This is a genomic window from Ahrensia sp. 13_GOM-1096m (genome assembly GCF_000620605.1).
GTDB lineage: Bacteria > Pseudomonadota > Alphaproteobacteria > Rhizobiales > Rhizobiaceae > Ahrensia > Ahrensia kielensis.
The window spans coordinates 111,937-136,877 of the sequence record NZ_JIAX01000014.1; the positions used below are offsets into that span (position 1 = coordinate 111,937).

The 24,941-nt window shown below is 49.9% G+C and carries 21 protein-coding genes; 7 read left to right on the forward strand and 14 right to left on the reverse strand.

Annotation, left to right across the window (positions count from 1 at the left end):
* Positions 1-5: 5 nt before the first annotated feature.
* From N530_RS0112850 to N530_RS0112860, 3 genes are read right to left on the reverse strand one after another with little or no spacing between them, the layout of a single operon-like run.
* Entirely contained in the window at positions 6-1,214 is a 1,209-nt protein-coding gene (locus N530_RS0112850) for a CCA tRNA nucleotidyltransferase (protein WP_371179708.1), read from the reverse strand.
* A complete protein-coding gene (locus tag N530_RS0112855) occupies positions 1,204-1,821 on the reverse strand; it encodes a CoA pyrophosphatase (protein ID WP_026481013.1) in 618 nt (205 codons plus the stop codon). The genes N530_RS0112850 and N530_RS0112855 overlap by 11 nt, the downstream gene beginning before the upstream one ends.
* Positions 1,821-2,405 (reverse strand): DUF1285 domain-containing protein, encoded by a 585-nt coding sequence (locus N530_RS0112860; RefSeq protein ID WP_371179709.1) that lies wholly within the window; start codon positions 2,403-2,405, stop codon positions 1,821-1,823. The genes N530_RS0112855 and N530_RS0112860 overlap by 1 nt, the downstream gene beginning before the upstream one ends.
* Before the next feature lie 182 nt (positions 2,406-2,587).
* Between N530_RS0112860 and N530_RS0112865 the strand changes: the two genes are divergently transcribed.
* From N530_RS0112865 to N530_RS0112880, 4 genes are read left to right on the forward strand one after another with little or no spacing between them, the layout of a single operon-like run.
* Complete coding sequence (locus N530_RS0112865) at positions 2,588-3,595, forward strand: MoxR family ATPase (protein WP_026481015.1); 1,008 nt, start codon at positions 2,588-2,590, stop codon at positions 3,593-3,595.
* Between the two features lie 14 nt (positions 3,596-3,609).
* Positions 3,610-4,536, forward strand: a complete 927-nt coding sequence (locus N530_RS0112870; protein ID WP_026481016.1) for a DUF58 domain-containing protein — start codon at positions 3,610-3,612, stop codon at positions 4,534-4,536.
* Positions 4,536-7,340 (forward strand): DUF4159 domain-containing protein, encoded by a 2,805-nt coding sequence (locus N530_RS0112875; protein ID WP_026481017.1) that lies wholly within the window; start codon positions 4,536-4,538, stop codon positions 7,338-7,340. Before N530_RS0112870 ends, N530_RS0112875 begins: the two co-directional genes overlap by 1 nt.
* The gene (locus N530_RS0112880; protein WP_026481018.1) at positions 7,341-9,428 is read left to right on the forward strand and encodes a membrane protein; all 2,088 of its coding nucleotides are present in this window, start codon (positions 7,341-7,343) and stop codon (positions 9,426-9,428) included.
* 35 nt (positions 9,429-9,463) lie between these two features.
* Here N530_RS0112880 and N530_RS18130 read toward each other — a convergent pair whose 3' ends face one another.
* Positions 9,464-10,021, reverse strand: coding sequence for a GNAT family N-acetyltransferase (locus N530_RS18130; protein WP_081773972.1), 558 nt, complete (start codon positions 10,019-10,021; stop codon positions 9,464-9,466).
* Between the two features lie 259 nt (positions 10,022-10,280).
* Here N530_RS18130 and N530_RS0112890 point away from each other — a divergent pair, with 259 nt between their 5' ends.
* Complete coding sequence (locus N530_RS0112890; protein WP_026481019.1) at positions 10,281-11,258, forward strand: glutathione S-transferase family protein; 978 nt, start codon at positions 10,281-10,283, stop codon at positions 11,256-11,258.
* Here the strand turns inward: N530_RS0112890 and N530_RS0112895 are convergent, their stop codons facing one another.
* A complete protein-coding gene (locus tag N530_RS0112895) occupies positions 11,259-11,708 on the reverse strand; it encodes an NUDIX domain-containing protein (protein ID WP_247869197.1) in 450 nt (149 codons plus the stop codon). It lies immediately after the preceding gene.
* 89 nt (positions 11,709-11,797) lie between these two features.
* Here N530_RS0112895 and N530_RS0112900 point away from each other — a divergent pair, with 89 nt between their 5' ends.
* Positions 11,798-12,709, forward strand: coding sequence for a metallophosphoesterase (locus N530_RS0112900; protein WP_035267129.1), 912 nt, complete (start codon positions 11,798-11,800; stop codon positions 12,707-12,709).
* A 1-nt stretch (position 12,710) separates the two neighbouring features.
* Here the strand turns inward: N530_RS0112900 and N530_RS18710 are convergent, their stop codons facing one another.
* From N530_RS18710 to N530_RS0112930, 5 genes are all read right to left on the reverse strand, one after another.
* Positions 12,711-13,379: a hypothetical protein gene (locus N530_RS18710; RefSeq protein ID WP_051540947.1), complete on the reverse strand. Its 669-nt coding sequence runs from the start codon at positions 13,377-13,379 to the stop codon at positions 12,711-12,713.
* A 214-nt stretch (positions 13,380-13,593) separates the two neighbouring features.
* Complete coding sequence (gene leuA / locus N530_RS0112915; protein WP_035267130.1) at positions 13,594-15,303, reverse strand: 2-isopropylmalate synthase; 1,710 nt, start codon at positions 15,301-15,303, stop codon at positions 13,594-13,596.
* Between the two features lie 335 nt (positions 15,304-15,638).
* A complete protein-coding gene (locus N530_RS0112920) occupies positions 15,639-16,259 on the reverse strand; it encodes a YdeI family protein (protein WP_026481023.1) in 621 nt (206 codons plus the stop codon).
* A 77-nt stretch (positions 16,260-16,336) separates the two neighbouring features.
* Positions 16,337-16,930 (reverse strand): LysE family translocator, encoded by a 594-nt coding sequence (locus N530_RS0112925; RefSeq protein ID WP_026481024.1) that lies wholly within the window; start codon positions 16,928-16,930, stop codon positions 16,337-16,339.
* A gap of 5 nt (positions 16,931-16,935) precedes the next feature.
* A complete protein-coding gene (locus N530_RS0112930) occupies positions 16,936-19,104 on the reverse strand; it encodes an anthranilate synthase (protein WP_026481025.1) in 2,169 nt (722 codons plus the stop codon).
* Positions 19,105-19,433: 329 nt separating this feature from the next.
* Here N530_RS0112930 and N530_RS0112940 point away from each other — a divergent pair, with 329 nt between their 5' ends.
* A complete protein-coding gene (locus N530_RS0112940; RefSeq protein ID WP_026481026.1) occupies positions 19,434-20,147 on the forward strand; it encodes a DUF1868 domain-containing protein in 714 nt (237 codons plus the stop codon).
* Position 20,148: 1 nt separating this feature from the next.
* Here the strand turns inward: N530_RS0112940 and N530_RS0112945 are convergent, their stop codons facing one another.
* The 4 genes from N530_RS0112945 to N530_RS0112960 all read right to left on the reverse strand — a co-directional run bounded on the left by N530_RS0112945 (position 20,149) and on the right by N530_RS0112960 (position 24,866).
* Positions 20,149-21,828 carry a formate--tetrahydrofolate ligase gene (locus N530_RS0112945; RefSeq protein ID WP_211097903.1) on the reverse strand — a complete coding sequence of 560 codons (1,680 nt, stop codon included), beginning with the start codon at positions 21,826-21,828 and terminating at the stop codon, positions 20,149-20,151.
* A gap of 227 nt (positions 21,829-22,055) precedes the next feature.
* On the reverse strand, positions 22,056-23,159 hold the full coding sequence (locus N530_RS0112950) for a DUF2333 family protein (protein ID WP_026481028.1): 1,104 nt from the start codon (positions 23,157-23,159) through the stop codon (positions 22,056-22,058).
* A 19-nt stretch (positions 23,160-23,178) separates the two neighbouring features.
* A complete protein-coding gene (locus N530_RS0112955) occupies positions 23,179-24,462 on the reverse strand; it encodes a DUF6638 family protein (RefSeq protein WP_026481029.1) in 1,284 nt (427 codons plus the stop codon).
* Entirely contained in the window at positions 24,459-24,866 is a 408-nt protein-coding gene (locus N530_RS0112960; protein ID WP_026481030.1) for an endonuclease domain-containing protein, read from the reverse strand. The genes N530_RS0112955 and N530_RS0112960 overlap by 4 nt, the downstream gene beginning before the upstream one ends.
* Between the last annotated feature and the right edge of the window lie 75 nt (positions 24,867-24,941).

The following is a 24,941-nucleotide window of genomic DNA, read 5'->3' on the forward strand; positions in this document are numbered from 1 at the left end:
CCTAATCAAATTTTAGCCAGCAACTCATCCCGCTTCAAACTGAAATCACTTTCCACCCAAGCGGTCTCAAGTTCTTTCAGTTTTGTACCAAGCAATGGGCCTTTTTCAAAGCCTCGCTCCATCAAGTCTGCGCCCTTAATCGGCATGTCTGGCATAATCCACGCGCCAAGTGTTTTAGCCGCACTTGCCAATTCTTCATCACGGCGCAAGCCCGTTTGAACATGCAGACCGTCCAGCACAGCCATTTTAGAATGACGATAGGCCAGGCCGCGCAAAGCACGATCATCTATTGGTAATTGCTGCGGCAGGCTGGCCCAAACGCGCAATCTATCGCGTTCTGCATTGGAGAGTTTCCAGCGCTTAGCAATATCGTTGACCGTATCAACGCGCGGCGGAATGATGCTCATCAAACGCACCATCGGGTCTGCCGCAATACCATGCGCCTGTTCAGCCTCCATAAGCGGCGGTATCGCATCAATGCCCCATTTTTCGCTCTCTGGTAAAAGCTGGGTCAGAACCCCGACTTGCCGCATCCACAACAGCGCACGCGATGGATCAGGCGCGCCAAACAGCTTGCGCATTTCATTCCATATACGTTCAGCCGAAAGGCCAGCCAAACCATCTTTCAGCCGTGCGCAGGCTTTGAGACCTTGTGCATCTGGCCGATGCTTGCCGTAATAAGCAAAGAAGCGAAAGAACCGCAAAATACGCAAATAATCTTCTTCGATGCGCGTGCCTGCATCGCCAATAAAACGCAACGTTTCTGTTTCAATATCAGCAAGCCCGCCCACATAGTCATAAAGCTTGCCATCGCGGTCGGCATAAATCGCATTAATTGTGAAATCACGGCGCTTGGCATCATCTTCAAAACTGGTGCCAAAGGCGACGACCGCATGACGGCCATCGGTTTCAACATCTTTGCGCAGGCTGGTGATTTCAAACGCTTTGCCTGCAATGATAGCCGTCACAGTGCCGTGGTCGATACCTGTGGGTATGGCTTTGATATCGGCAGCCTGTAGCAGCGCCAATGTTTCATCCGGTGTGCTTGTTGTTGCAACATCAATGTCGCTGTCCGTGTGCCCCATCAGCGCATTGCGCACAGCACCGCCAACAACACGGGCCTGCCCACCATCTTTCTCCAGCGCATCAAACAATTGAATAAGCGCTTGGTCTTTCAGCCAGTTAGCAGAGATTTTGCCTGAATTAGTCAACATAAAGCCTTTCATACATGACGCGCAGAATACCCGCCGTCACGCCCCAAATATAACGATTTTCATAGGGCATTTCATAAAAATAACGTCTCTTGCCCTGCCAATCACGGTCCGCTTTCACATGATTCTGCTCATTCATCAAAAACGAAAGTGGCACATGAAAAATAGCGGCAACTTCATCGGGATTGGGCTTTAACTGATAATCGCCAGAAACCACGGCCATAATCGGATGAATACGGTAACCGGACCCCGAAAGATATGTCGGCAGGCGGCCAACAACTTCTAAATTATCAACGCCAATGCCGATTTCTTCTTCGCATTCGCGCATGGCGGTTTCTTCAAACGTTCGGTCGCCTTCATCTGCACGCCCACCAGGCAGTGCGATTTGGCCCGAATGCGAACGCAGCGTGGTAGTGCGCTCAGTCAGCAATAAATGCGGTCCGTCCTGCGCATCAAACACGCCGATTAACACCGCCGCTTCGCGCACAGCATTTTCGCGGATGACCGTTTCCAAATCAGGATTAAAATGGAAATCGCCCGTATCGCCCAAATGCAAGTCGCGGCTTTGCCGCGCTGCGCGGTGGCGAAAATTCTCAATCGAAAAATCCATCACTGGCTGGCGCGCTCCAACTCTTCAGATGGCATGATTGGAAATACAGTTCCATTGGAGCGAACAGAAAACATGGAAACACCATCAATCTCGATATGCTCGCCTATCTCAACCAGCTCATACATCACAGGCCGCCCAATGAGCGCTTCAAGCCGTCCGCGCATATGAATATAGGGCTTGAGGCCGTAATTCTCATCTGCAATTTCAAAACGCATCGGGTGGTCTTTGCCAGCTTCAACAATGTCGCCGGTCAGTGTGCGAAATGTCAGCTTCTGCGCGTCGCCCTCACCCGTCACATTCATCTTAACAGCCAGAAAGGGTGCATCCACCACGCGGATACCGATTTTTTCCACAGGCGTGACAAGATATGTCTTACCATCGTCATCTTTGCGCAAAACAGACGAAAATAAACGGACAAGTTCCGGCCGCCCAATAGGTGTGCCCATATAGTACCACGAACCATCCGCGCGGATTTCCATATCCAGATCACCGCAAAATGGCGGGTTCCACTTATCAACAGGCGGCAGCCCTTTACCGGCCCCCGGCGCACGCGCCAGCATGTCCTGCAAACTATTTAAGCTCATCTGTTTCGTTTCTGCCTTGGCATTGCCTTTATCTGTCATGCATACTCCTTAAAGATCGCAGAATCGTGTAGCGTTCGTTGAATAATATCTGCGTTCACGAAATAGTCAGTCGGAAACGCCTTGTCAGCAATCCGAACTGATTTACGTTGTTTAGACGTGGCCCACTTAAGGAGATAAGGCAAATGAGCGTACACACAACCGGCGAAACGGTCGATGAAGCAAAAATCGTCGCCGAGGCTGAAGCCGCGTTGAGCGATATTGCCAAAACCAAGGAAGAAATCGCCAAGGTTATTTTCGGACAAGAACAAGTTGTCGAAAGCGCCATTACAGCCATTTTATCCGGTGGCCATGCCCTGCTCGTCGGCGTTCCGGGTTTGGCCAAAACCAAGCTCGTTGAAACATTAGGCACCGTTCTTGGGCTCAATGCAGGCCGCGTGCAATTTACGCCCGATCTTATGCCTGCCGATATTTTAGGCTCCGAAGTTTTGGAAGAAAGCGGCGGTGGAAAACGTGCCTTCCGCTTTGTCAAAGGGCCTATTTTTACGCAGCTCCTCATGGCCGACGAAATTAACCGCGCAAGCCCGCGCACCCAGTCGGCACTCTTGCAAGCAATGCAGGAATATCATGTGACAGTTGCAGGTGCGCGCTATGATCTGCCAGCACCGTTTCATGTGCTTGCAACGCAAAACCCACTGGAGCAAGAAGGTACTTATCCGCTGCCGGAAGCTCAGCTTGACCGCTTTTTGATGCAGATCGACATCGACTATCCAGAACTTGAAGCCGAGCGCCAAATTCTATTGCAAACAACAGGCACCATCGCGCAGCAAGCAACAGCCGTTTTGAGCACAGAAAAGCTGCAAGCCATTCAGCTTTTGGTGCGCCGCATGCCTGTGCCTGAAAGCGTGGTTGATGCCATTTTGAAACTGGTGCGTTCTGCACGGCCCGGCCATGGCAATGAGACAACCGACAAACATATTTCTTGGGGGCCAGGCCCGCGCGCCAGCCAATCCTTGATGCTGTGTGCCCGCGCACGTGCGCTTTATGATGGTCGCTTTGCCCCTTCAATGGATGATGTGCGTGCGCTTGCAGAACCTGTGTTGCAGCACCGCATGGCGCTAACCTTTGCTGCACGCGCAGAAGGCATGAGCGTTCAAAGCATCATAAAAGATCTTGTTGCAAAGCTGGATTAGGAGCAGCCAAACTTATGGCGACTATCGGCCAATCCACAAAGCCAACAGACAATAATGATGCGCTAACCCGCGCACGGCAACGCGCTGCCTTAGTGCCTGAGCTGCTTGTTGATGCACTTCGTATAGTCAACACGGTTATGGCCGGATGGCATGGGCGCAAAAAGCGTGGCATTGGCGAAACATTCTGGCAATATCGCCCCTACACACAGGGCGAAACAATGGCGCGGATTGATTGGCGCAGGTCAGCCCGCGATGACCAAACTTATGTGCGCGATCAAGAATGGGAAGCGGCCCATACAATCTGGCTTTGGGTCGATCGGTCGTCGTCCATGTTGTTCAAATCATCGGCGGCATCTGTATCAAAAGAATCCCGCGCAATGGTGGTGACTTTCGCTTTGGCAGAACTCTTTGCGCGTGCTGGTGAACGTGTTGGCTATCCCGGCCTTTTAAAACCTTCTGCCAACCGTAAAGGCGCTGAACGCCTTGCAACCGCCTTTGCAACACAGCCACACGATATACCAGAGACACCCTCCTTCACGCAGGTTCAACGGTTTAGCGATGTTGTTTTGGTCAGTGATTTTCTGGGCGATACCAACGAGACGCTGGCAATGATTGATAATTTGGCAGGCCAAGGTGCGCGTATGCATCTGATTGAGATCGTCGATCCGGCAGAAGAAGATTTCCCCTATGGCGGCCGTACAGAATTTGTTGATCCTGAAACGGGCACAAGGCTAACCGCAGGGCGCGCCGAAGATTGGCGAGAAGCATATCGCAATCTTTATCAGGCACGCAGGCATGCTTTGCAAATGCGCTGCCGTGCTCATGGCGGCAGCTACACGATTAGCCGCACGGACCATTTAGCTTCTGAAACACTCGTCCGATTGCATGGGTTTATGACAGGTAATCCGGTAGCAACCACCAAAATGGCCGGAACATACTAATGCTTGGACTACCCTTCGCTTTCGCCCTCCCCGCCGTGCTTTTTGGTTTGATTGCTCTGCCTGCCATCTGGTGGCTATTGCGCTTAACGCCGCCCAAGCCAGAAACAGAAGTGTTTCCGCCGCTACGCATATTACAAAAACTCGTCAAGCGCGAAGAAACGCCCGCCAAAAGCCCTTGGTGGCTAACTTTGCTACGCTTGGCGCTGGCAGCTCTGGTGATTTTCGCGCTGGCGCGTCCCCTGCTCAATCCTCAAACCGAAATGGCACTTGAGGAAGGCCCACTGCTGATTATGATCGACAATTCATGGGCTTCCGCCAGCGATTGGCAGGCACGGCAACGAACAGGCGCAGCCCTCATTCAATCAGCAGGTGAGCGCGGTATTCCGGTCGCAATCAGTCCGAGCGTATCACCGCCTTCTGCAGCAATCCGTTTGGTGGATGCGGCGACAGCTGCTGCCTCTTTTGCAACGCTTGAGCCGATTGCAGCGGAACCAAACCGCGCGCAAGCTTTGGGCCGTCTTGGCGAAGCAGCATTGGGCAGTGAAAACGCAACGCTTGCAATCTTAAGCGACGGTCTTGCGCAGCTAGATAAAGATAGCGCCTTAAATTTGGATGCCAATATAGTTTCAAAAACATTGCTCTTTAACGGTGAAATCACCCAGATCGCCGCCATCAGCGAAGCGCAAAACCGCACCAATGCGCTGGAAGCAACAATCATCCGTTCGCAAAATTCGCAACTTGCCGACGAGATTAACGTCAATGCAATTGATGAAAAAGGACGACTGCTCGGAACAGCAACGGCGTTCTTTGAAGATGGTGCCAGTGAGGCGATTGCTGCCTTTGAAGTACCATTTGAATTGCGCAATGACATGGCGACACTCCGCATTGAAAATCAGAAGAACGCCGCCGCGACATATATGCTTGATGAGAATAATCGCCGCCGACGCTTTGCGCTGTTCAGCGGTCTTGCTGGCGATGAAGACCAGCCACTCTTATCGCCGCTCTATTATATCGCCCGCGCCATTCAGCCCTATGCAGATATTGTGCGCCCACGCAGCAATGATTTGAGCGTCGATATTCCTGAGATTTTAGAGCAAGGCCCTGCCGTCATCATTATGGCCGATATCGGCGTCTTGCCAAATGTTGTCGAAAGCCAAATTGAAGAATGGATAGAAGCTGGCGGCACACTGGTGCGATTTGCCGGACCGCGCCTTGCAGCCTCCGCCGATGATGATCCATTTCTGCCAGTCTCGCTGCGCAGCGGCGAACGCGAACTTGGCGGCGCACTAACATGGACAGAACCGCAGATTGTTGCCCCCTTTTCAGCCAATGGCCCTTTTGCTGAATTGGATGCACCGCGCGATGTGACCGTCAACCGTCAGCTACTTGCACACCCCGATGCGCAGCTTGCGGAAAAAACATGGGCAAGCCTTCAAGATGGAACACCGCTTGTAACTGGCGAGCGGCGCGGCAAAGGCACCATTGTGCTTTTCCATGTGACAGCAGAAGCAACATGGTCGAACCTGCCAATCAGCGGTTCGTTCGTTGATATGTTGCGCAGGATTGCAGATATTTCTGCCAATACAGGTGCCAGCGATAGCACATCACAGTCCGCAACGGGCGAAGCCCTCAGCCCCCTTCGCACATTGCGCAGTGACGGCGAGCTGATTAACCCGCCCTCCTTTGTTAAGCCGCGCGATACGGCCAGCACAGCTGTAACAACCTATGAAAATCCAGCTGGCCTATATGGAACGCAAGACGCATTTTCCGCGCTCAATATTTTAAATACAGGCGCAACATTAGAGCCATTTGTGCTGTCGCAAACACAGGTGCCAACAGAAACGCTTCCCTATGCTGTTGCAGAAGAAACAGATCTTAGCGGCTGGCTCTTTGCCATAGCGTTTCTTTTGCTCATCATCGACACATTGGCCATGCTTTGGATTAATGGGCGTTTCAAACGCAATTATAAATCAGCAGGTGCAAGTGCCGCAATACTCATAGCCATTGCCGCAATAAGCTTTACCCCAAACCCTACCCATGCGCAGGACGCTAAACCTGGCGATGAGCTGTTGATTGAAAATCTTGATGCGACCCGCATCGGCTATGTGCTGACGGGCCGGCAAGATACAGACACCATCACAAAAGCTGGTATCTCGGGCATTAGCCGTTATTTGGCATCGCGCACAGCGCTTGAGCCAAGCGATCCGGTTGGGCTTGATATAGAGACGGATGCGCTGGCCATCTATCCGCTGATTTACTTTCCCATAGATGCTGATGCCGACATGCCGAGTGAAACCGCAATCGCGCGGCTTGATGCTTATATGCAAGCCGGCGGCAGCATTCTGTTTGATACCCGCGATCAGATCGGCGGTTCATTTAGTTCAGGTCAAAGCCCTGAAAACCAACGCTTGCGCGATATAATGCGCAACCTGAATGTGCCGCCCTTGGAGCCTGTGCCCGCAGACCATGTTCTCACCAAATCATTTTATATTTTGGATAGTTTTCCGGGTGTCTATGACGGTTCGCCGCTTTGGGTTCAGGCAAGCAATGATGAAAATAATATCGACAGGCCTGTGCGTAGCGGTGATGGCGTGTCCCCCATTCTCATTACCGGCAATGATCTTGCAGGAGCTTGGGCACTGGATGAAAGCGGCGTGCCGCTGCGCCCTATCGCATCTGGCAATCCCATGCAGCGCATTTATGCGTTTCGCACAGGCGTCAACATCATGATGTATATGCTGACCGGAAACTATAAAGCCGATCAGGTGCACATTCCTGCTCTGCTTGAAAGATTGGGGCAGTAAATGACCAATTATTCCATTGCCTTTGACCCGTTTTTGCCTTGGCCTGTGATCTGGATTGCGCTGGCTCTGGCCGTACTTTTGTCTGGCATCATTATCGCTTTGCGCACGCGTGGCAGCATCTTGCGTGCACTCGCTTTCTTGGCCCTTGCCATTGCGCTTGCCAATCCTGTTATTAGCCAAGAAGACCGTACAGCTTTGCCAACCAGCGTTGCGATCATCGTTGATGAAAGCCAAAGCCAGCGGCTTGATGGCCGCACCGAAACCACCGCGCAAGCGGTGGAGCGCTTAACCGCCAATTTTGAGCGTTATGACCAATTTGATGTGCGGGTGATTGAAACAGCAAGAACAGAAACTGCAAACACACAGACCGAGACCCGTCTTTTCGAAGCGCTGCGCTCTGTCTTTCGCGATGTACCACCCGCGCGTATTGGCGGCGCGGTCTTCATCACCGATGGGCAAGTGCATGATGTGCCAAACATCAGCGAAGCACTGGGATTTGACGCCCCAGTTCACGCGCTCATCACCGGACATCCAGACGAATATGACCGCAAGGTGCAATTGGTTGAAACACCGCGCTTTGCAATTGTGGGCGATCCGGTTCAAGTCAGCTACCGCATCGAACACCAAGGCGACGTGCCGCAAGGCAATGAAAATGTTGAAGTGTCGATCTATCGCAATGGCGAGTTACTGGCCATTGAACAAGCGCTTGCCAATGAAACATTTGAAGCTGAGATCGAGCTTGATCGCTCGGGCAAAAACATTATCGAATTTGCCACAGATGAAATTGACGGCGAACTGACGGGCAATAATAACCGTGCGGTTGTGCGCATTGAAGGCATTCGTGAGAATTTGCGGGTGCTACTTGTTTCGGGTGAACCACACTCTGGTGAGCGCACATGGCGCAATTTGCTGAAATCCGATGCGTCGGTTGATCTGGTTCATTTTACGATTTTGCGGCCACCTGAAAAACAGGACGGCACGCCAATCAACGAGCTGTCTTTGATTGCTTTTCCAACGCGCGAATTATTTGTCGAGCGGATCGAGGATTTCGATCTGATCGTGTTTGACCGCTATCAAAACCGCAATGTTTTGCCCGTACTTTATTATGATTATATCGCCGAATATGTGCGCAATGGCGGCGCATTGCTGATTGCCGCTGGCGATGAATATGCTGGCGATACCTCCGTTGCACGCACGCCCTTGTTTAATGCGCTGCCTGCGGTGCCAACAGGTCAAGTTCAGATGGCAGGTTATTACCCGCGCATCAGCGATGACGGCAAACGGCATCCGGTGACACGCGATCTTCCAGGCGGGGCAACAGAGCCACCAAACTGGGGCCGCTGGTTCCGCACCGTTGATGTGCAGGATGTTAAAGGCACCACCATCATGCAGGCAGCGAATGACAAACCGCTGCTCGTCTTAGACGAATATGGCGAAGGCCGTGTCGGCTTGATGCTGTCAGATCATGGCTGGCTATGGGCACGCGGCTTTGAAGGCGGCGGGCCACATGTGAATTTATACCGCCGTTTAGCGCATTGGTTGATGAAAGAACCGGACCTTGAGGCCGAAGCTTTAACCGCAGAACCAGATGGTCAGGCATTAAAAGTCAGCCGCCAAACAATGGCTGATGCTGCAGACGCCGTAACCATTATTGCGCCCGATGGTCAGGAGATAATTCTGGAGCTGCAAAAGACCGATGAAGGACTGTTTGAAGGCACTTATGAAACCAACCAGATAGGTCTTTTTGAAATATCCGATGCAACCAAATCAACGCTTGCACATATCGGTCCTATCAATGCGCCAGAGTTCCGCGATATGATTTCCACAGCGGATATTTTAAAGCCTTACCTTGATGAAGTTCGCGGTGATACGCGCCGCTTGCTGAACGATGACGGCGATATCAATGTGCCAAACATTTTGCCAATACGCAGCAATGTTGAGACATCGGGCCGTGATTGGATTGGTTTTAAAATGACGAAAGAAACCGAATTGCGCGGCATCAACCGCCAAGGCGTGTTCGCTGGTTTTCTTGGGTTAGGCTTATTACTGCTGGCATTCAGCGCGATGTGGTATCGCGAGGGCAAATAGAGCGTTTCACACTTCAAAATATGAAACGCCTCTCATCAATTGGGCAGTATATCGCTATGTGAAATAAGCCCTGCCATACCGGACGGGTCAAACCCACCAAGCGGGCAAACGAGCAAACGATTAAGGTCAACGGGCCCCGGCATCAACACATTGCGTTTAGCCACAACATCAAAGCCAAGCGGGCCATAATATGGCTGATCGCCAACAAGCATAAGATAATCAGCACTTACCTGCTTGGCAGCTTCCACGCATTTGGCGACAAGTGCTTTGCCAACACCCTGCTTTTGCAAATTAGGCACGACGCATAAAGGGCCAAGCAACAGTCCCTTTGAACGGCTAACCGATGTTGTAACCCATGTCAGCCGAACGCTGCCAATCATCTTACCATCTGGCTGTGTTGCCACAAAAGACAGTTCAGGATCGTGAGAGCCTTGCTCACGCACGCGAAAAGCTGCCCGTGTAAACCGGCCCGGTCCAAACACAGTTTCATGTAGCTGTTCTATCGTTTGGTGATGCGCTTCGGTTTCAAGCGAAATCGTAAATGACGGAGCTGTGGCGTGAGTTGCCAGTGAGGCAGAGGATTGTTGTTTCATGAGAAATCCAGATTTTAAAAGCGCATAGGAAAAAAGCCCGCAAACAGGCACAAAGAATTTTTCCTATCGTCGTCGGAGCGACAAAATATGTTCAGCTTTTAAAATCATGACATTCCGGTAGCACCAGATCATGCAACCGTAAAGATACTTTTTTATTGTTGCGCTATTTTACCGTGACGCACTGTTCACACTTTTGCCTGATGATTGCTGCGACTGTTCGCTCTAGATATACAATAACTCAAGAATGACGGAGACAAAAATGGGCTTACTAATCGACGGGCAATGGCACGACAAATGGTATGATACAAAATCCAGCGGCGGTCGGTTTGAGCGCAAGGAAGCCAGCTTCCGCAATTGGGTAACAGCAGATGGCACAGCTGGCCCATCCGGTGACAGCGGCTTTAAGGCAGAAGCAGGGCGTTATCATCTTTACGTTTCACTCGCCTGCCCTTGGGCGCACCGAACGCTGATTTTCCGTAAGCTCAAAAAGCTTGATGATCTGATATCCGTATCAGTGGTTCATCATTATATGGCCGCAGACGGCTGGACATTTAAAACCGATGATGCAGCAAAAGGTGATGATCTTTTCGGCTCAACATTTATGCGCGAAATCTATCAAAAGGCGCAGCCTGATGTGACAACACGCGTCACGGTGCCGGTCTTGTGGGACAAGAAAAACAACACGATTGTTTCCAACGAATCTTCTGAAATCATCCGTATGTTTAATTCCGCCTTCAACGAGATCACGGGCGATCATACTGATTATTATCCAGAAGAATTGCGCAGCGACATCGACGCGATCAATGATCGCATTTATAAAACGGTCAATAATGGTGTGTACCGCTCCGGCTTTGCAACAACACAAGAAGCTTACGAAGAAGCCGTTTATCCGTTGTTTGATACATTGGACATGCTGGAAGAACGATTGAGTACAAAGCGCTATCTTATGGGTGATCAAATCACTGAAGCGGATTGGCGACTATTTACAACGCTTGTGCGTTTTGATCCGGTCTATTTCGGACATTTCAAATGTAACATTCGCCGCATCGCCGATTACCCGAACATTTGGAATTACACGAAGGAACTATATCAAATTGATGGTGTCGCTGAGACCGTGAACATGCACCACATTAAGGCGCATTATTACGCAAGCCATGAGACCATCAACCCAACACGCATTGTGCCCGTTGGCCCCGATGTTGATTTTTCACGTAGCCATGACCGCGCGCGGCTCTAACTACCAAATTTTGGAAATCGCTTTGCCATCTATGATTTCTGCCAGTCGATCACGAACCCCTTGGGTCGTCTCGGCAGGCAGATCATCAATGGCAAACCAGCCAAGCTCGGCAATTTCACCAGCCTGTTTCTTCAAAGTGCCGGAAAAGTTAGACAAAGTATAAACCGCAACATGGTCCCGCTTTGTCACCTTGCGGTTGAGATAAAGACCAAACAGCTTTGCAGGTTCGCTCGTGAGCAAACCAGTTTCTTCTTTGAGCTCGCGCAAAACTGCGTCTTGGCATGCCTCGCCAGCATCAACGCCGCCGCCTGGAAAATGCCATCCCGCCACATAGGTATGGCGCACCAATAAAACGCGCTTTTGATCGTCGATCACAACAGCACGCACGCCAAGCGTCATTGGCCGCGAGAACAAAAACCACAAATGAAACAGACGAGTTTTAATGGACATGGGGTCTTTATGCATTAATGAGCGAAGAAACGAAATAAAATTTTGCATGAAGCGTTTACGACATGCTTATAAGGCGTTAGCTAATAAAAATGGGTTTCACACTTGCACATATTTCCGATGTTCATCTCGGACCACTACCCAAAGCAAAGCTACGCGAATTGGCCAGCAAGCGTGTAACTGGCTATATTAACTGGCAACGCAACCGCGCAGGTAATCTTGGCGGCGCAACACTCAATAGCCTCATCAGCGAGCTTGCTCGTGAAAATGCCGACCATGTGGCCATTACAGGTGACTTGATCAATATTGGCCTGGACGCGGAAGTCGTGGCAGCGGGCGAATGGCTACGCGCTAATTTTGATCCTCAAACCACAACCGTCGTGCCAGGCAATCATGATGCCTATATATCGGGAACTTTGGCCAAAGCCATCAAAGCTTGGTGGCCATATATGACCAATGATGATCGGCAAAATTACGTTAAAGGCGAAACATTTCCGTTTTTGCGTGTGCGTGACAATGTGGCAATCATTGGGGTTTCCAGCGCCGTCGCAACACCAGCCTTTGTTGCTGCAGGCCGCTTCGGAAAACGTCAATCTATAAAACTGATCAAGCTATTAGAACAAACACGCGAGGCTGGATTATTCCGTGTAGTGATGATCCACCACCCGCCTGTGCGCAATGCGACACCGCCACATAAACGCTTATATGGCATTGGCCTTTTTCAGAAGGTCATCCGCGAATATGGCGCAGAACTGGTTTTGCACGGCCATACCCATTTGCCACAACGCCATGAGATTGAAGGCCCAAACGGCACTAAAGTTCCGGTGATTGGCGTGCCTTCTGCCAGCCAAAGCGGCGGCGGCCACAAACCAGCTGCGGCCTATAATCATTTTGTCATTTCAGGAGAGCCTGGCCAATGGCATTGCACATTGACCTCTCACAGCGTGAATTCTGCGACAGCCTCAACTTTTGAAGTTACCGACAGCCGCAAACTCTACGGTTAGATTACCCGAAAATACTATCGCGGAAAGCCAATAGAAGCGTGCCGCCAACAACGAAAGCCGCGATCAAAAACCAGACAGCTTTGCTCGCAGCTGTTTTGCTCGCACGATCTTTGGCAGCCATTGAAACTTCTTCAACAATCGTTTCTTTTTCCTCAGCAGCTTGATCAGCAAGCTTTGCGGCTTCTTCGCTGGCAATATCTTTAGCGGCTTTCTCTTCATCAGCAGCTTTTTGAATGCGATAGGAAATATCATCGCCAGCAAACGCCAATTCACGTTCATAAATGCGCTCGGCAATATATTTGGTTACAGACTGCGCAATTGGCTCAATTGCGGTGCCTTCTGCAAGGGTTAAACGCCCCAGACGGCTATCGCGAACGAAACGATATTGGCGACGGTCTTTGCCCATCATCACATGCGCCGTTGCATCAATCCAAAGACGCGGCTGAAGGCCAGAAGAAATGGCAAAATCAAAGCGCTCATCATCAAGCGGCACTTCGTCAAACACAGGCTTAAGTTCCTGTGCAAGAAGCTCAAGACGTGCGCGGTCCGCTTCCTTCATATCAATGACAATATCGCCGCGCTCGGCCGAAGCGATTTTTATATCGCGCACGGCATCGACAAGGCTGCTTTTGGGTGCGTTTTTCACGCGATCGGGTCGATCAAAGGCCATTTGTGGCTCCAAATACGCTAACTCATTATTAACCATAATTGGGGCGGCTTTAGGTTTGTTGCAAGGGAAATGATGATATCGCATGCATTACACCCAACATTACTGCCAAATCGGGCGAAAAAACGTGTTTCTGCCCCGCTTTATGCAAAAATGGGCATGAAGCACTTAACTGCGCTTCACACCCAAATCTTCGTCAAAGTTCAAAAAATATAGCTTAAGCTTTGCGGGCCAGCACACGGTTTACCGCAGACAAAATAGCTTCAAGCGACGAAGCCACGATGTTCTTATTGATCCCTGCGCCAAAGACAGTTTCGCCATCAATATCAAGCTGCATATAGGTGATCGCAGCTGCATTTGAGCCGTGCTGTAGCGAGTGCTCAGAATAATCACTCACTGAAATGTTCATGCCAAACTCTTTTGAAAGCGCGTCCACAAAGCCGTCAATCGGTCCTGTTCCCTTGCCCTCAATTGTTTTCGCCTGATTACCGTCAATAATATTAGCGCGCACAATACGCACTTCACTATCGCTGCTGTCGGCTTCAGTCGCGTGACCTTCAAACCGCAAACGTGGCGATTCAAGCTTCACATAGGTCGCCATGAACACATCATAAATCCGCTGCGAAGAGAGCTCTGTACCTTCACTGTCCGTGATATTCTGCACTTCCTGACGGAATTCAATTTGCAAATTACGCGGCAAATTCAAGCCGAAATCCTGTTGCAGAATATAGGCAATACCGCCCTTACCCGATTGCGAATTAATGCGGATGATCGCTTCATAAGAGCGGCCCACATCTTGCGGGTCAATCGGCAAATATGGCACTTCCCAAAGCTTGCCGTCGGTCTCTTTGATCGACTTCATACCCTTATTAATCGCATCTTGGTGCGAGCCAGAAAAGGCCGTGTAAACAAGCTCACCAACATAAGGATGACGCTCAGGAATAGTAAGTTGGTTACAATGCTCATAGACATCGCGAATATGATTGATGTCTGAAATATCAAGTTCAGGATCAACGCCTTGCGTCAACATATTCAAAGCCAATGTCACAAGATCGACATTACCTGTGCGCTCGCCATTCCCAAACAAAGTACCTTCAACACGGTCAGCACCGGCAAGCAAACCAAGCTCGGTCGCTGCAATGCCCGTGCCGCGGTCATTATGTGGATGCAGTGAAATGATGATATTTTCACGGTTATCAAGATGGCGGCCAATCCATTCCATCTGATCTGCGTGAATGTTTGGCGTGGACATTTCAACGGTCGCTGGCAAATTGAGGATAAGCTTGTTTTCAGCTGTCGGCTGCATAATTTCAGTCACCGCATTACAAATTTCCAGCGCGACTTCCATTTCAGTGCCGGTAAAGCTTTCCGGTGAATATTCAAAGCGGTAACCACCGCCTGCTTTTGCCGCCATATCAGCGACCATTTTCGCAGCATCAGTGGCGATCTGCTTAATGCCTGCCACATCCTTGTTAAACACCACACGGCGTTGCAATTCAGAGGTCGAATTGTAGAAATGGACAATCGGGCTTTTAGCGCCTTTGAGCGATTCAAATGTGCGCGTAATAAGCTCTTCGCGGCACTGAACCAAGACTTGCAGTGAAACATCGTCGGGCACATTGCCCTCTTCCACACACCAACGCGCAAAATCAAAATCTGTTTGCGAAGCCGATGGAAAGCCGATTTCAATCTCTTTAAAACCCATTTGCAAAAGCAGCGCAAACATGCGGGTTTTGCGCTCATGACCCATTGGTTCAACAAGCGCCTGATTACCATCACGCAAATCTACCGAACACCAAATTGGTGCTTTTTCAATTGTTTTGGATGGCCAAGTACGGTCGCTCATATCCATTGGTGGATAAGCGCGATATTTGGAAGCGGCCGCAGCCATGCTCTTCATGCCTTGGGTGGAAGAAGTTTTCGTCATAATATCCTCGTCGTGCAAGCAGCTTTACGCATTTCTTATGCGCGGGCTTAACGCTTGCCAGCTAATTATTCAATGTTCGTGATGGAAGAAGGGGCAGGCTTTTGATCGCCGAGGATACGACCACCCGGCGCCCCTTATGAACGGGCCGAGCGATCGCTTCTAAGTAGGAGGAGAGCTTTGCGACGACGCGCAGCGGCATTCGCTGCTGCAATAGCAGTTAGCGATAAGGCGGCTAGCAATGTTAAAATTGTCATGCTCATAAAACGAACGTAGCAAAGTTTCATCAGAGTGCAAGAGCGAAAATAGACAAAGATGAAAGTGTCACGGGCAGTTGTTCACCGCTCCATTGCGCCCTTGCCTGCAATAATTTTATCTCGAAACTTATGGATGCGCGCAATGCGCGTTTCGAGTTTTTTGGCTGAGTTAAGATTAATGACATAGCTGCGCTGGCGGCCAGGTGTCAGCGCATGAAACGCTTCTGCAAGTTCCGGATCAGAATCCAAAGCATCAATCAATTCGCTTGGCAGTTCGAACTCTGCTTGGGTTTTGGGCGGCTCAATACCAGCCTTGGCATAGCCCATTGCCTCTTTAAGATAGGCCGTAATGATTGGCTCTTTGCCCGCTACATCGTCAGCGCTCTTAAAGCGCAGAGTACTTGCATGTTGAGAATGAGGACCCGGCTTTTCAAGAATGTTTTCGCTGTCTTTTAAAAGTGCCGCATTCATAAAACTAATACGAAAATCACCGCGAAAAGCGCCGATAAGAGAAATGTTTCGCCCCTCAAACATGTAGCATGGATGGCCCCACTTAACGATTTCAACAAGACCTGCCTCAAGGCAAATCCGCCGCAGCATAAGCAAACCATCGGCCCATTGCCGTACAGAACAATCAGGCGTGCCAAACCGATCACAACGCCCGCACCCTTTTAGAAAATAATCCTCAATATCTGTAATCAAGTGATTCTCTCCCTTGTTCTTTAAGATCAATGAGTGCTCACGGCAGAAAGGTCGCACGCTTGATTACTATACACCACTCACAACCCCAACACCGGATATAGTGATGCGATCAGCAATGCGGCCATTGACCAGTTAAATATCCTCAACCGCTTAGGGTTGGTCAGAAAGCGGCGCATCTGTTGGCCAAGTACGGTCCAACTGCTCACCGAAGGCAGATTGGTCGCGCCAAAAATCAAAGCCACCCACAGCGCACCTTCCAGATCGCGTGAAGGCGAATAAACTGTCACGGCAGTCAATGCCATTGCCCATGCTTTTGGGTTCACCCATTGAAACGCTGCAGCTTGCAAAAATGTAATCGGTGTTCCTTCTGCTTCGCTCTTTTGTGGCGGTGCAGAATTGCCAATCTTCCAAGCGAGCCAGAACATGTAAACGACGCTAACGATTTTCAAAATCATGTGCAGCACGGGCACACTGTCAAAGATTTGTCCAAGGCCAATGCCGACTAGGAATACCATGAAAGTAAATCCCAGCCCTATGCCAAACATATGCGGTATTGTGCGCCGGAAACCAAAATTGGCACCCGATGCCATGAGCATCAAATTATTTGGTCCCGGCGTTATGGAGCTAACAAAAGCAAAGCCCATAAGACCGAGAAGCAAATCATAGGTCATCATCATTACTTAATCAGATGCGCAACAACATTCTCGATCATGCGCATACCGGCATTATGGCCAAGGCTCATAATGCTCTCTGGGTGAAACTGCACCGCCGCAACTGGTTCATGGCGATGCTCAATCCCCATCACCACGCCGTCCTCTGTTTCAGCCGTGACTGTAAACACATCCGGCAAACGCGCTGGATCAGCAAAGATAGAATGATAACGGCCAACTGTAATTTCTTTAGGCAACCCCGAAAACACTATGCCCGGTTCTTGCACGCGAATACGTGACGGCTTGCCATGCATCGGATAGCCCAGCTGGCGCAGTGACCCGCCATAGGCTTCGGTCAGCGCTTGCAAGCCAAGACACACACCAAAGATCGGTAAGTCACGCGCTCTGGCCTGTTTAATGGTTGCCTTACAATCAAAGTCAGATGGTTTGCCCGGCCCCGGTGATAAGACAACAAGGTGAGGCTTGTAATCATCAAACGCATCAGCGGTCACAGGCGAACGCACGGTGCGCACATCGGCCCCTGTTTGGCGGAAATAATTGGCCAATGTATGCACGAATGAATCTTCATGATCGACGAGCAAAATACGTTTGCCTTCACCCACACGCGCAACGGCAATCTCACTCAACGGCGCATTGCCCTTTGCACTATCGCGAATAGCCGCGAGCAGCGCAGACGCTTTTAATTCGGTTTCTGCTTCTTCTGCCTCAGGATCAGAATCAAACAGCAAGGTTGCACCAGCACGCACTGACGCGATGCCCTCACGGATTTGTATCGTGCGCAAAGTTAAACCAGTATTCATATCGCCATTAAACTTGACCATGCCAATTGCACCGCCATACCAAGCCCGCGGGCTTTTCTCATGGTTCTCGATAAACCGCATGGCCCAAAGCTTTGGCGCTCCGGTCACGGTCACGGCCCAAGCGTGAGACAAAAATCCGTCAAACGCATCCATGTCTTCGCGAAGACGTCCCTCAACATGGTCAACCGTATGGATAAGGCGTGAATACATCTCGATCTGGCGGCGGCCAATAACCCGCACAGTACCAGGCTCACACACGCGGCTTTTATCATTACGATCAACGTCTGAACACATGGTTAGCTCAGACTCGTCTTTCTTCGAGTTGAGCAATTTCAAGATTTGCTCTGAATCTGAAATTGCATCGGCACCACGCTCAATCGTGCCAGAAATCGGGCATGTCTCAATGCGCTTACCCGTTACCCGCACAAACATTTCCGGTGACGCACCGATCAAAAACTCATTATTGCCAAGGTTCATATAGAATGAATATGGCGCAGGATTGGTCGCTTTCAGGCGGCGCGCAATCGCAGAAGGCTTGCTCTTGACCTGCTCATAAAACATCTGTCCCGGCACAACTTCAAACAGATCACCGCATGAAAAGCTCTGCTTGGCGCTGCGAACAAGATCCGCATATTCACCCGGATTATGATCGCCCTTTGGCGGCACAACATCGCTTGGTATAAATGGGTCGGCAGTCTGCTCACGCGGCAAGCCAGCCGTTGATGCACCATCAGCGGCAAAATCATATTCATCGACCCACGCAGCCGCCGAATGGTTATCAACGACCAAAATTCGATCTGGGAAAAACAGAACGAGATCGCGCTGGTTTTTGGCGCGCTCAAGCTTTTCTTCAATTGGATCAAACTGGAATGCAATGTCATAGCCAAATGAACCAAAGAAGCCCAAATTGTCATCTTGAGGCGAATGGAAATGATCAACGATCTTGCGCACAACAGAAAACACCGATGGCGCGCGCGAACGCTCCTCTTCAGACACAACACGCGTAGGCTGGGCAATAACAATGGCAAGCCCATCATCTGTGTCCGACATTTTTGCAATATGCGCCTCATCGACAAGCGCTTTTTTAATCATCGCAACGATGATTTTTCCGCGCTCATTAAGCGCCTTGATCTGCATGTCGCGTTTGCGCGCACTGATCATGACGGGCGGATCAACAATCGCAATATCCCAGCGTGTATAGCGACCCGGATATTCATAGTTTGAGGATAAGACAGCGCCCAGACGATCATCGAGCGCATCCAAATAGCTATCGATTGCTGTCGCATATTCAACGGCTTCGCGGCACCGCTCAATTGCAACGCCCCCGCGTGTTATAAACTGATCCGGTTGTTGGCGCTGGCCTGCATTCGTCATGTCAAATCTGCCTGTTTGCTCAAGATGAGCCAATAAAGTTGAACCTTTAAACAATGTGCGGACACAAAAAAACCGCCTTATGTCTAAGGCGGTGCATATGCGTCAAAACACGAAAAAGCCCGCCTATGAAAGCGTGCGCCACCAATTCGCTGCGATGTTCATTGTTTTGCTCATAGCAAATCTTTAGCACGTAAACGCCGCAGTGCAATCAAAATTTATTCAGATCATGAATGCCTGTTCTTAACGGTAACATTTTAGCCTCGCCTACAAAGTGACGTCATATATCTTTCAAGAAACAACGATAGGTGCTCATGGCCAAGGAGCCTCCTATGCCGAATGAAACATCACAAAAACTCATCGATCATTTAACGGGCAAAGGACAAGGTCATGCGCCTGCCCATGCTGGCACGCGCTTTGACCCACAAGGCAGGTTCCTGCCAGAACCGGGCAATACAGTCGTCGCGCATGTGCTTGATGGTTCAAAGTCGCAAGATGCGTTGATTACCCTTGCTGAAAAAATGAAGGCATTACCAAGCGCTGCGCACTTCGCCTTCACACCTATTTCCAGCTACCATATGACGGTCTTTCAAGGGATCATTGAGTTCAGACGTACGGCCGGTTTTTGGCCGCCGACCCTGCCTCTCGATGCGCCGATTGATGCTGCAACCGCACATATGATTGAGAAGTTGCAAGACTTCCCCAAATCACGGCCTTTCAATGTCAAAGCAATTGCTGTCACGCCCAATGGTCTAACGGTGGCAGGCGCAACGCCAGACGATGAACAAGCGCTGCGCGATTTTCGCGATCAGCTGGCCGATTGTTTTGGCTATCGTCATCCAGATCACGAGACCTACACATTCCATATAACGATGGCTTATCTGATCAAATTCATGACAGCTGAGCAGGCAAAAGCCCACGCAGATGCCCTCCAAATGCTAAGCGCTGACTTTCTGCAAAATGTGCCGATGATCGAACTCGGCACAAGCGACTTTTGCACATTTGAAGATATGAACCATTTTGAGCCAGGGCTCTTTAATCTCTGACTTAAAACAGCCCTTCAATAACGCCGTCATCATTGAAACGAATAATCTCTGCTGATGGTTTACGCGGCAGGCCCGGCATAGTCATTATCTGCCCGCAGACAACCACGACAAAGCCTGCACCTGCAGAAAGCCGCACCTCGCGAATAGGCACCGAATGTCCTGTCGGTGCACCGCGCAAATTCGGGTCCGTTGAGAACGAATATTGCGTTTTGGCCATACAGACAGGCAGATGGCCGTAGCCCTGATCTTCCCATGTTTTTAGCTGTTCACGAACCGATTTGTCCGCCAAAACTTCGTCGGCATGATAGATGCGTTTGGCAATTGTTTCGATCTTTTGAAACAGCGGCATTTCATCAGGATAAAGTGGTGCGAAATTAGCCATGCCGCTATCCGCCATTTGCACGACTTTATGCGCGAGTTCTTCAACACCCGCCGAACCATGCGCCCAGTGCTTACAAAGGATCGCCTCAGAACCTTGCTTTGCAACATAGTCTTTTACCGCTTGCACCTCGGCTTCCGTGTCGGTGACAAAATGATTGATCGCAACCACGACCGGAACACCGAACGATTTAAGATTGGAAATGTGGCGTCCCAAATTCGAGCAGCCATTGTTAACAGCATCGACATTTTCATCGCCAAGGTCTGCTTTGGCAACGCCGCCATTCATTTTCATGGCGCGCACTGTCGCAACCAACACAACCGCATCAGGCGCAATGCCGGCCTTGCGGCATTTGATGTTCATGAATTTTTCAGCGCCAAGGTCGGCGCCAAAGCCAGCTTCAGTTACAACATAATCGGCAATCTTCAAGGCCGTAGTGGTCGCAACAACTGAGTTACAACCATGAGCAATATTTGCGAAAGGCCCGCCATGCACAAAGGCAGGATTGTTTTCAAGCGTCTGCACAAGGTTTGGCTGAATAGCGTCTTTCAGCAAAACAGTCATTGCGCCATCGGCTTTTAAATCGCGGCAGAACACCGGCGTTTTATCGCGCCGATAAGCCACGATCATGTCGCCCAAACGTTTTTCCAGATCTTTGATATCTTTTGAAAGACAAAGAATAGCCATCACTTCGGAGGCAACTGTAATGTCGAACCCGCCTTCTCGCGGAAAGCCGTTGGCAACACCGCCAAGCGATACATTGATCATACGCAAGGCGCGGTCATTCATATCAACCACACGTTTCCAGGCGATGCGGCGCGTATCAATTTCGAGCTCATTGCCCCAATAAATGTGATTGTCGATCATCGCAGCAAGCAGATTATGCGCCGATGTAATCGCATGAAAATCGCCCGTGAAGTGAAGGTTCATATCTTCCATTGGTATGACTTGCGCATAGCCGCCGCCCGCAGCACCGCCCTTCATACCAAAGTTTGGACCAAGAGATGCTTCGCGAATACAGATCGCCGCTTTCTTGCCGATACGGTTAAGCCCATCCCCAAGACCAACGGTGGTTGTTGTCTTTCCCTCACCTGCAGGTGTCGGATTAATCGCTGTTACAAGTATCAGCTTGCCGTTCTTTTTGCCTTGAACGGATTGAATATATTCGGCTGATATTTTCGCTTTATCATGGCCATAGGGAAGCAAATGTTCCGGTGGGATGTCGAGTTTAGCCCCGATCTCCTGAATAGTTTTTTTATTGGCTTCGCGCGCGATTTGAATATCGGTCTTATATTCGGACAATGTGTGGCCTCCCATACCAAATTAGCACAGCAAAAAAGCTGCGACCGCAATTTTGCGGCATGCTCATTGACGCATAAATTTTTCCAAGCCTTCAGGCTTGGAGCAGCCTAAAGGCGACTGTCTTGAACGATACGGTAGGGTGAAAGCGACATAGCGTAAAGGCTACACCCGCAAAACTGCGGATATAGCCTTTTAATCAAGCAACTTAGATAAAGCTAAGTGAACAATTAGCGATCAAGAATATCGCGCATTTCGACCAGATTCGCACGCACGCGCAACAAATCAAAACCAATGCTTTCCAGATGCGATTTCACCAAGCTTGAATTGCTACCATTGGCAACAAATGGCGGTTTCGTCGTCATCGCTTCACGAAGCTGGTCGTCCACACGATCCCAAACAGAACCTAGCTGACGCTGAACAACAACCTCACGAAAATCTGAGCGTGCCGCAGACAAGATACCGTAATATCCATAGAGCTGCCCATAAGTGAACCAGAAACGGTCATCGGCGCGCGAGTCAAAGCCCGTAAAGTTCGATGCTTCCATGCGGCGTTGAAGGATTTCAGACGTTGCACCAATATCGCCCGTAATACGGTCAAAGAACTGCATCAGATTGTCGGCACGCGCATCAAAGTCTGCGTTACAAGCTTTCATCTCTTCGTTGAAGTCGATCAAATTTTGACGACCATCGCGAAGACGCGCCTGTGTTGATGGCTGCAAGAATGGCGGCGAAAATGTCAAGAACCATGCGTTCTCGCGGTAATTGATGGATTCACGCGCTTCTTGCAAATTCTGGTTGATCGATGATGTACCGCGCACGCGGCCAAGACGGTCCACCAACTCGATTGATGTACGGCGCAAAACTTGGTTCACACCAAGCTGGAATGAGGCCTTATTGTCAAAGAACGGCGTATCTTTCCAATCCCAGTAGAACATGAAACCAGCTTTATAAAGCGGGTTGGATGGCGCCCAAACGGTCTGATTGACATTAAAATCAATAAGATCGGCAGCAACCTGAACCATCGCTGATTGCTGGCACGTATTGTCAGCAAGCTTATCGCCAACGCCAGTTGTTGTCTCTTCAAACTTATATGCAGCCACATAATCCTCGTCGCCAGTGGACCAGAACTGCGTGATATAAAACAGATACATATAGCTCAAAACGATGAGCAGCAGGATTGTAAAGACCGGAATCTTGATGAACCAGCCTTTGCCGCGCAACCAATTGCGAAAGGCAATAAACGGCCAGATAAGCCATGCGATAAAAGTACCGATCGCCCGTCCGATCAATTCAAAAATACGCGTAAAAAAAGCGACTATCGGATCTAGCATTGTTCCCTCCGGCTATTGGTCAATCAAGCCCATATAAGCGTGCGCGCAGCGCCGCCTTATCATTCAGATAGGTGGCTTTAAGTGTTTCCACAATATGATTACGGTATTGTACATCATATTCTTCGTAATCATTGTAAAATGCTTGTTTGTTGAAAATATAACGCGAGACAAAATCAACACGGTTAAATTCACAAATAAGACGATTTGTCAGCCATGCATCAGGATGATCTGGCTTTGCCCGAACAAGCATAAAGCGATATTCTTCAGGTATCTCATTAATATCAACGCGCCCGTTTTGTGCGATCTCGCGTTTGATCTGATTGAGAAACGGGTAGCGCCCATCTTTTGTTACAAGATTGGCATTGCGATGCAGCCAGGTTTGCAGCCACACAGCATCAACCTTCGTCATATCAACATCAGGTTCGGCTTCGTGAATGATCGAGCGGATAATCATCTCAGCGCGATGTTCAAGAAAACCAGTTTCTTCAATCCACGATGCACGCGGCAACTCGATGCGCTTTGATGCGGCCAAAAAGCGAAACACGCGGTCATAATCACCAATTGGCAAATAGCTAACCTGCCAAGGCCGCGACCGCCTGAAACCAGGCGCATCAGGATCGCTGATAACGGTTGTCATTTTCTCATCAACGAAAATATATGCACCGTCAAAATGGCTGGTCCAATAGGCGTTATGGCGAAACACAACATGTTCCGGCACCATATGGTTCTCGCGAATGTCACCAACTTTTTTCGAAAGTTCAACCATGCGGTTCAGCATAGCATCATCACGCCACGCATCAGATGTGTGTTTCAACCGGTCGATAAGACCGCGCAATTCATTGGCTTTGCCAATCACATCATCGGCCGAAAGCACACGAAATTCGACCTGCTGAATGGAGAGCAAATCTTCCATATCATTGACGACCGACACATTGTCTTCGATCTCGCCATAGATCACGTCTTTGATCGTCAGCGCATTAATAACGCGCATATTGTCGGTGTAAAATTCATACATCAGCGCGTCAGTATTTGAAAACCGCGTATGCACCACTGGCAATGACACCTGCGATGGTGTCAAAATAATAAACCGACGATTGACGCCGTTTGGATCAAGATAATCATAGTCGCCAAGCTCTTTGGCAATTTGCGGCGAAAACCCAGTCTTATCGATATCAAATTCGGTCAGTTCAGTCGGCTTAATGCCAAAGGCTTGCAGCGCCTTATTATAACGCTCGACCAAATGCGGCTGATCAACACTCAGCAACCGGCCATAGATAAGCTCATTTTCATAAAGGCGTTTCATTGAGTTTGCGTTCTTGATGGGAGATAAATCATTTCGTTCGTAATAACCATCTGGTTAAGCCGTCCTTCTAGTACCGAGACCAGCGTTTCTAACACCGCTTGCAAATCATTTAACACATCAATGTGCCAAAAACGAAGAACGCTCCAGCCTTCCCCATTCATGAACATGTCGCGCTCCCTATCTTGTTGGGAGTTCGCATGCTGGCTACCGTCGATTTCGACAACTAACTTTTCTGATCGGCATGCAAAGTCAGCAAAGTAGCGTCCTAATGGATATTCGCGCACGAACTTAAAACCATTCAAACGCCGGTCACGTAATTCTTGCCACATAATCGATGCGGCATCATTTTCAACTTTGCGCAGCGATCTTGCTCTATTCGTTTGGTCTGGTTTTGGGCCGCGCATATTTACGCTCCCCCACATTCAATTACGCCCCTCACCCTTACCCTCTCCCCGCAAGCAGGGAGAGGGAGGCGCGGA

What these genes read in the sequence shown, in the direction of transcription:
- N530_RS0112850 (WP_371179708.1), bottom strand. Translation starts at nt 1,214, where the DNA reads ATGTTGACTAATTCAGGCAAAATCTCTGCTAACTGGCTGAAAGACCAA.
- N530_RS0112855 (WP_026481013.1), bottom strand. Translation starts at nt 1,821, where the DNA reads ATGGATTTTTCGATTGAGAATTTTCGCCACCGCGCAGCGCGGCAAAGC.
- N530_RS0112860 (WP_371179709.1), bottom strand. Translation starts at nt 2,405, where the DNA reads ATGAGCTTAAATAGTTTGCAGGACATGCTGGCGCGTGCGCCGGGGGCC.
- N530_RS0112865 (WP_026481015.1), top strand. Translation starts at nt 2,588, where the DNA reads ATGAGCGTACACACAACCGGCGAAACGGTCGATGAAGCAAAAATCGTC.
- N530_RS0112870 (WP_026481016.1), top strand. Translation starts at nt 3,610, where the DNA reads ATGGCGACTATCGGCCAATCCACAAAGCCAACAGACAATAATGATGCG.
- N530_RS0112875 (WP_026481017.1), top strand. Translation starts at nt 4,536, where the DNA reads ATGCTTGGACTACCCTTCGCTTTCGCCCTCCCCGCCGTGCTTTTTGGT.
- N530_RS0112880 (WP_026481018.1), top strand. Translation starts at nt 7,341, where the DNA reads ATGACCAATTATTCCATTGCCTTTGACCCGTTTTTGCCTTGGCCTGTG.
- N530_RS18130 (WP_081773972.1), bottom strand. Translation starts at nt 10,021, where the DNA reads ATGAAACAACAATCCTCTGCCTCACTGGCAACTCACGCCACAGCTCCG.
- N530_RS0112890 (WP_026481019.1), top strand. Translation starts at nt 10,281, where the DNA reads ATGGGCTTACTAATCGACGGGCAATGGCACGACAAATGGTATGATACA.
- N530_RS0112895 (WP_247869197.1), bottom strand. Translation starts at nt 11,708, where the DNA reads ATGTCCATTAAAACTCGTCTGTTTCATTTGTGGTTTTTGTTCTCGCGG.
- N530_RS0112900 (WP_035267129.1), top strand. Translation starts at nt 11,798, where the DNA reads ATGGGTTTCACACTTGCACATATTTCCGATGTTCATCTCGGACCACTA.
- N530_RS18710 (WP_051540947.1), bottom strand. Translation starts at nt 13,379, where the DNA reads ATGGCCTTTGATCGACCCGATCGCGTGAAAAACGCACCCAAAAGCAGC.
- leuA (WP_035267130.1), bottom strand. Translation starts at nt 15,303, where the DNA reads ATGACGAAAACTTCTTCCACCCAAGGCATGAAGAGCATGGCTGCGGCC.
- N530_RS0112925 (WP_026481024.1), bottom strand. Translation starts at nt 16,930, where the DNA reads ATGACCTATGATTTGCTTCTCGGTCTTATGGGCTTTGCTTTTGTTAGC.
- N530_RS0112930 (WP_026481025.1), bottom strand. Translation starts at nt 19,104, where the DNA reads ATGACGAATGCAGGCCAGCGCCAACAACCGGATCAGTTTATAACACGC.
- N530_RS0112940 (WP_026481026.1), top strand. Translation starts at nt 19,434, where the DNA reads ATGCCGAATGAAACATCACAAAAACTCATCGATCATTTAACGGGCAAA.
- N530_RS0112950 (WP_026481028.1), bottom strand. Translation starts at nt 23,159, where the DNA reads ATGCTAGATCCGATAGTCGCTTTTTTTACGCGTATTTTTGAATTGATC.
- N530_RS0112955 (WP_026481029.1), bottom strand. Translation starts at nt 24,462, where the DNA reads ATGAAACGCCTTTATGAAAATGAGCTTATCTATGGCCGGTTGCTGAGT.
- N530_RS0112960 (WP_026481030.1), bottom strand. Translation starts at nt 24,866, where the DNA reads ATGCGCGGCCCAAAACCAGACCAAACGAATAGAGCAAGATCGCTGCGC.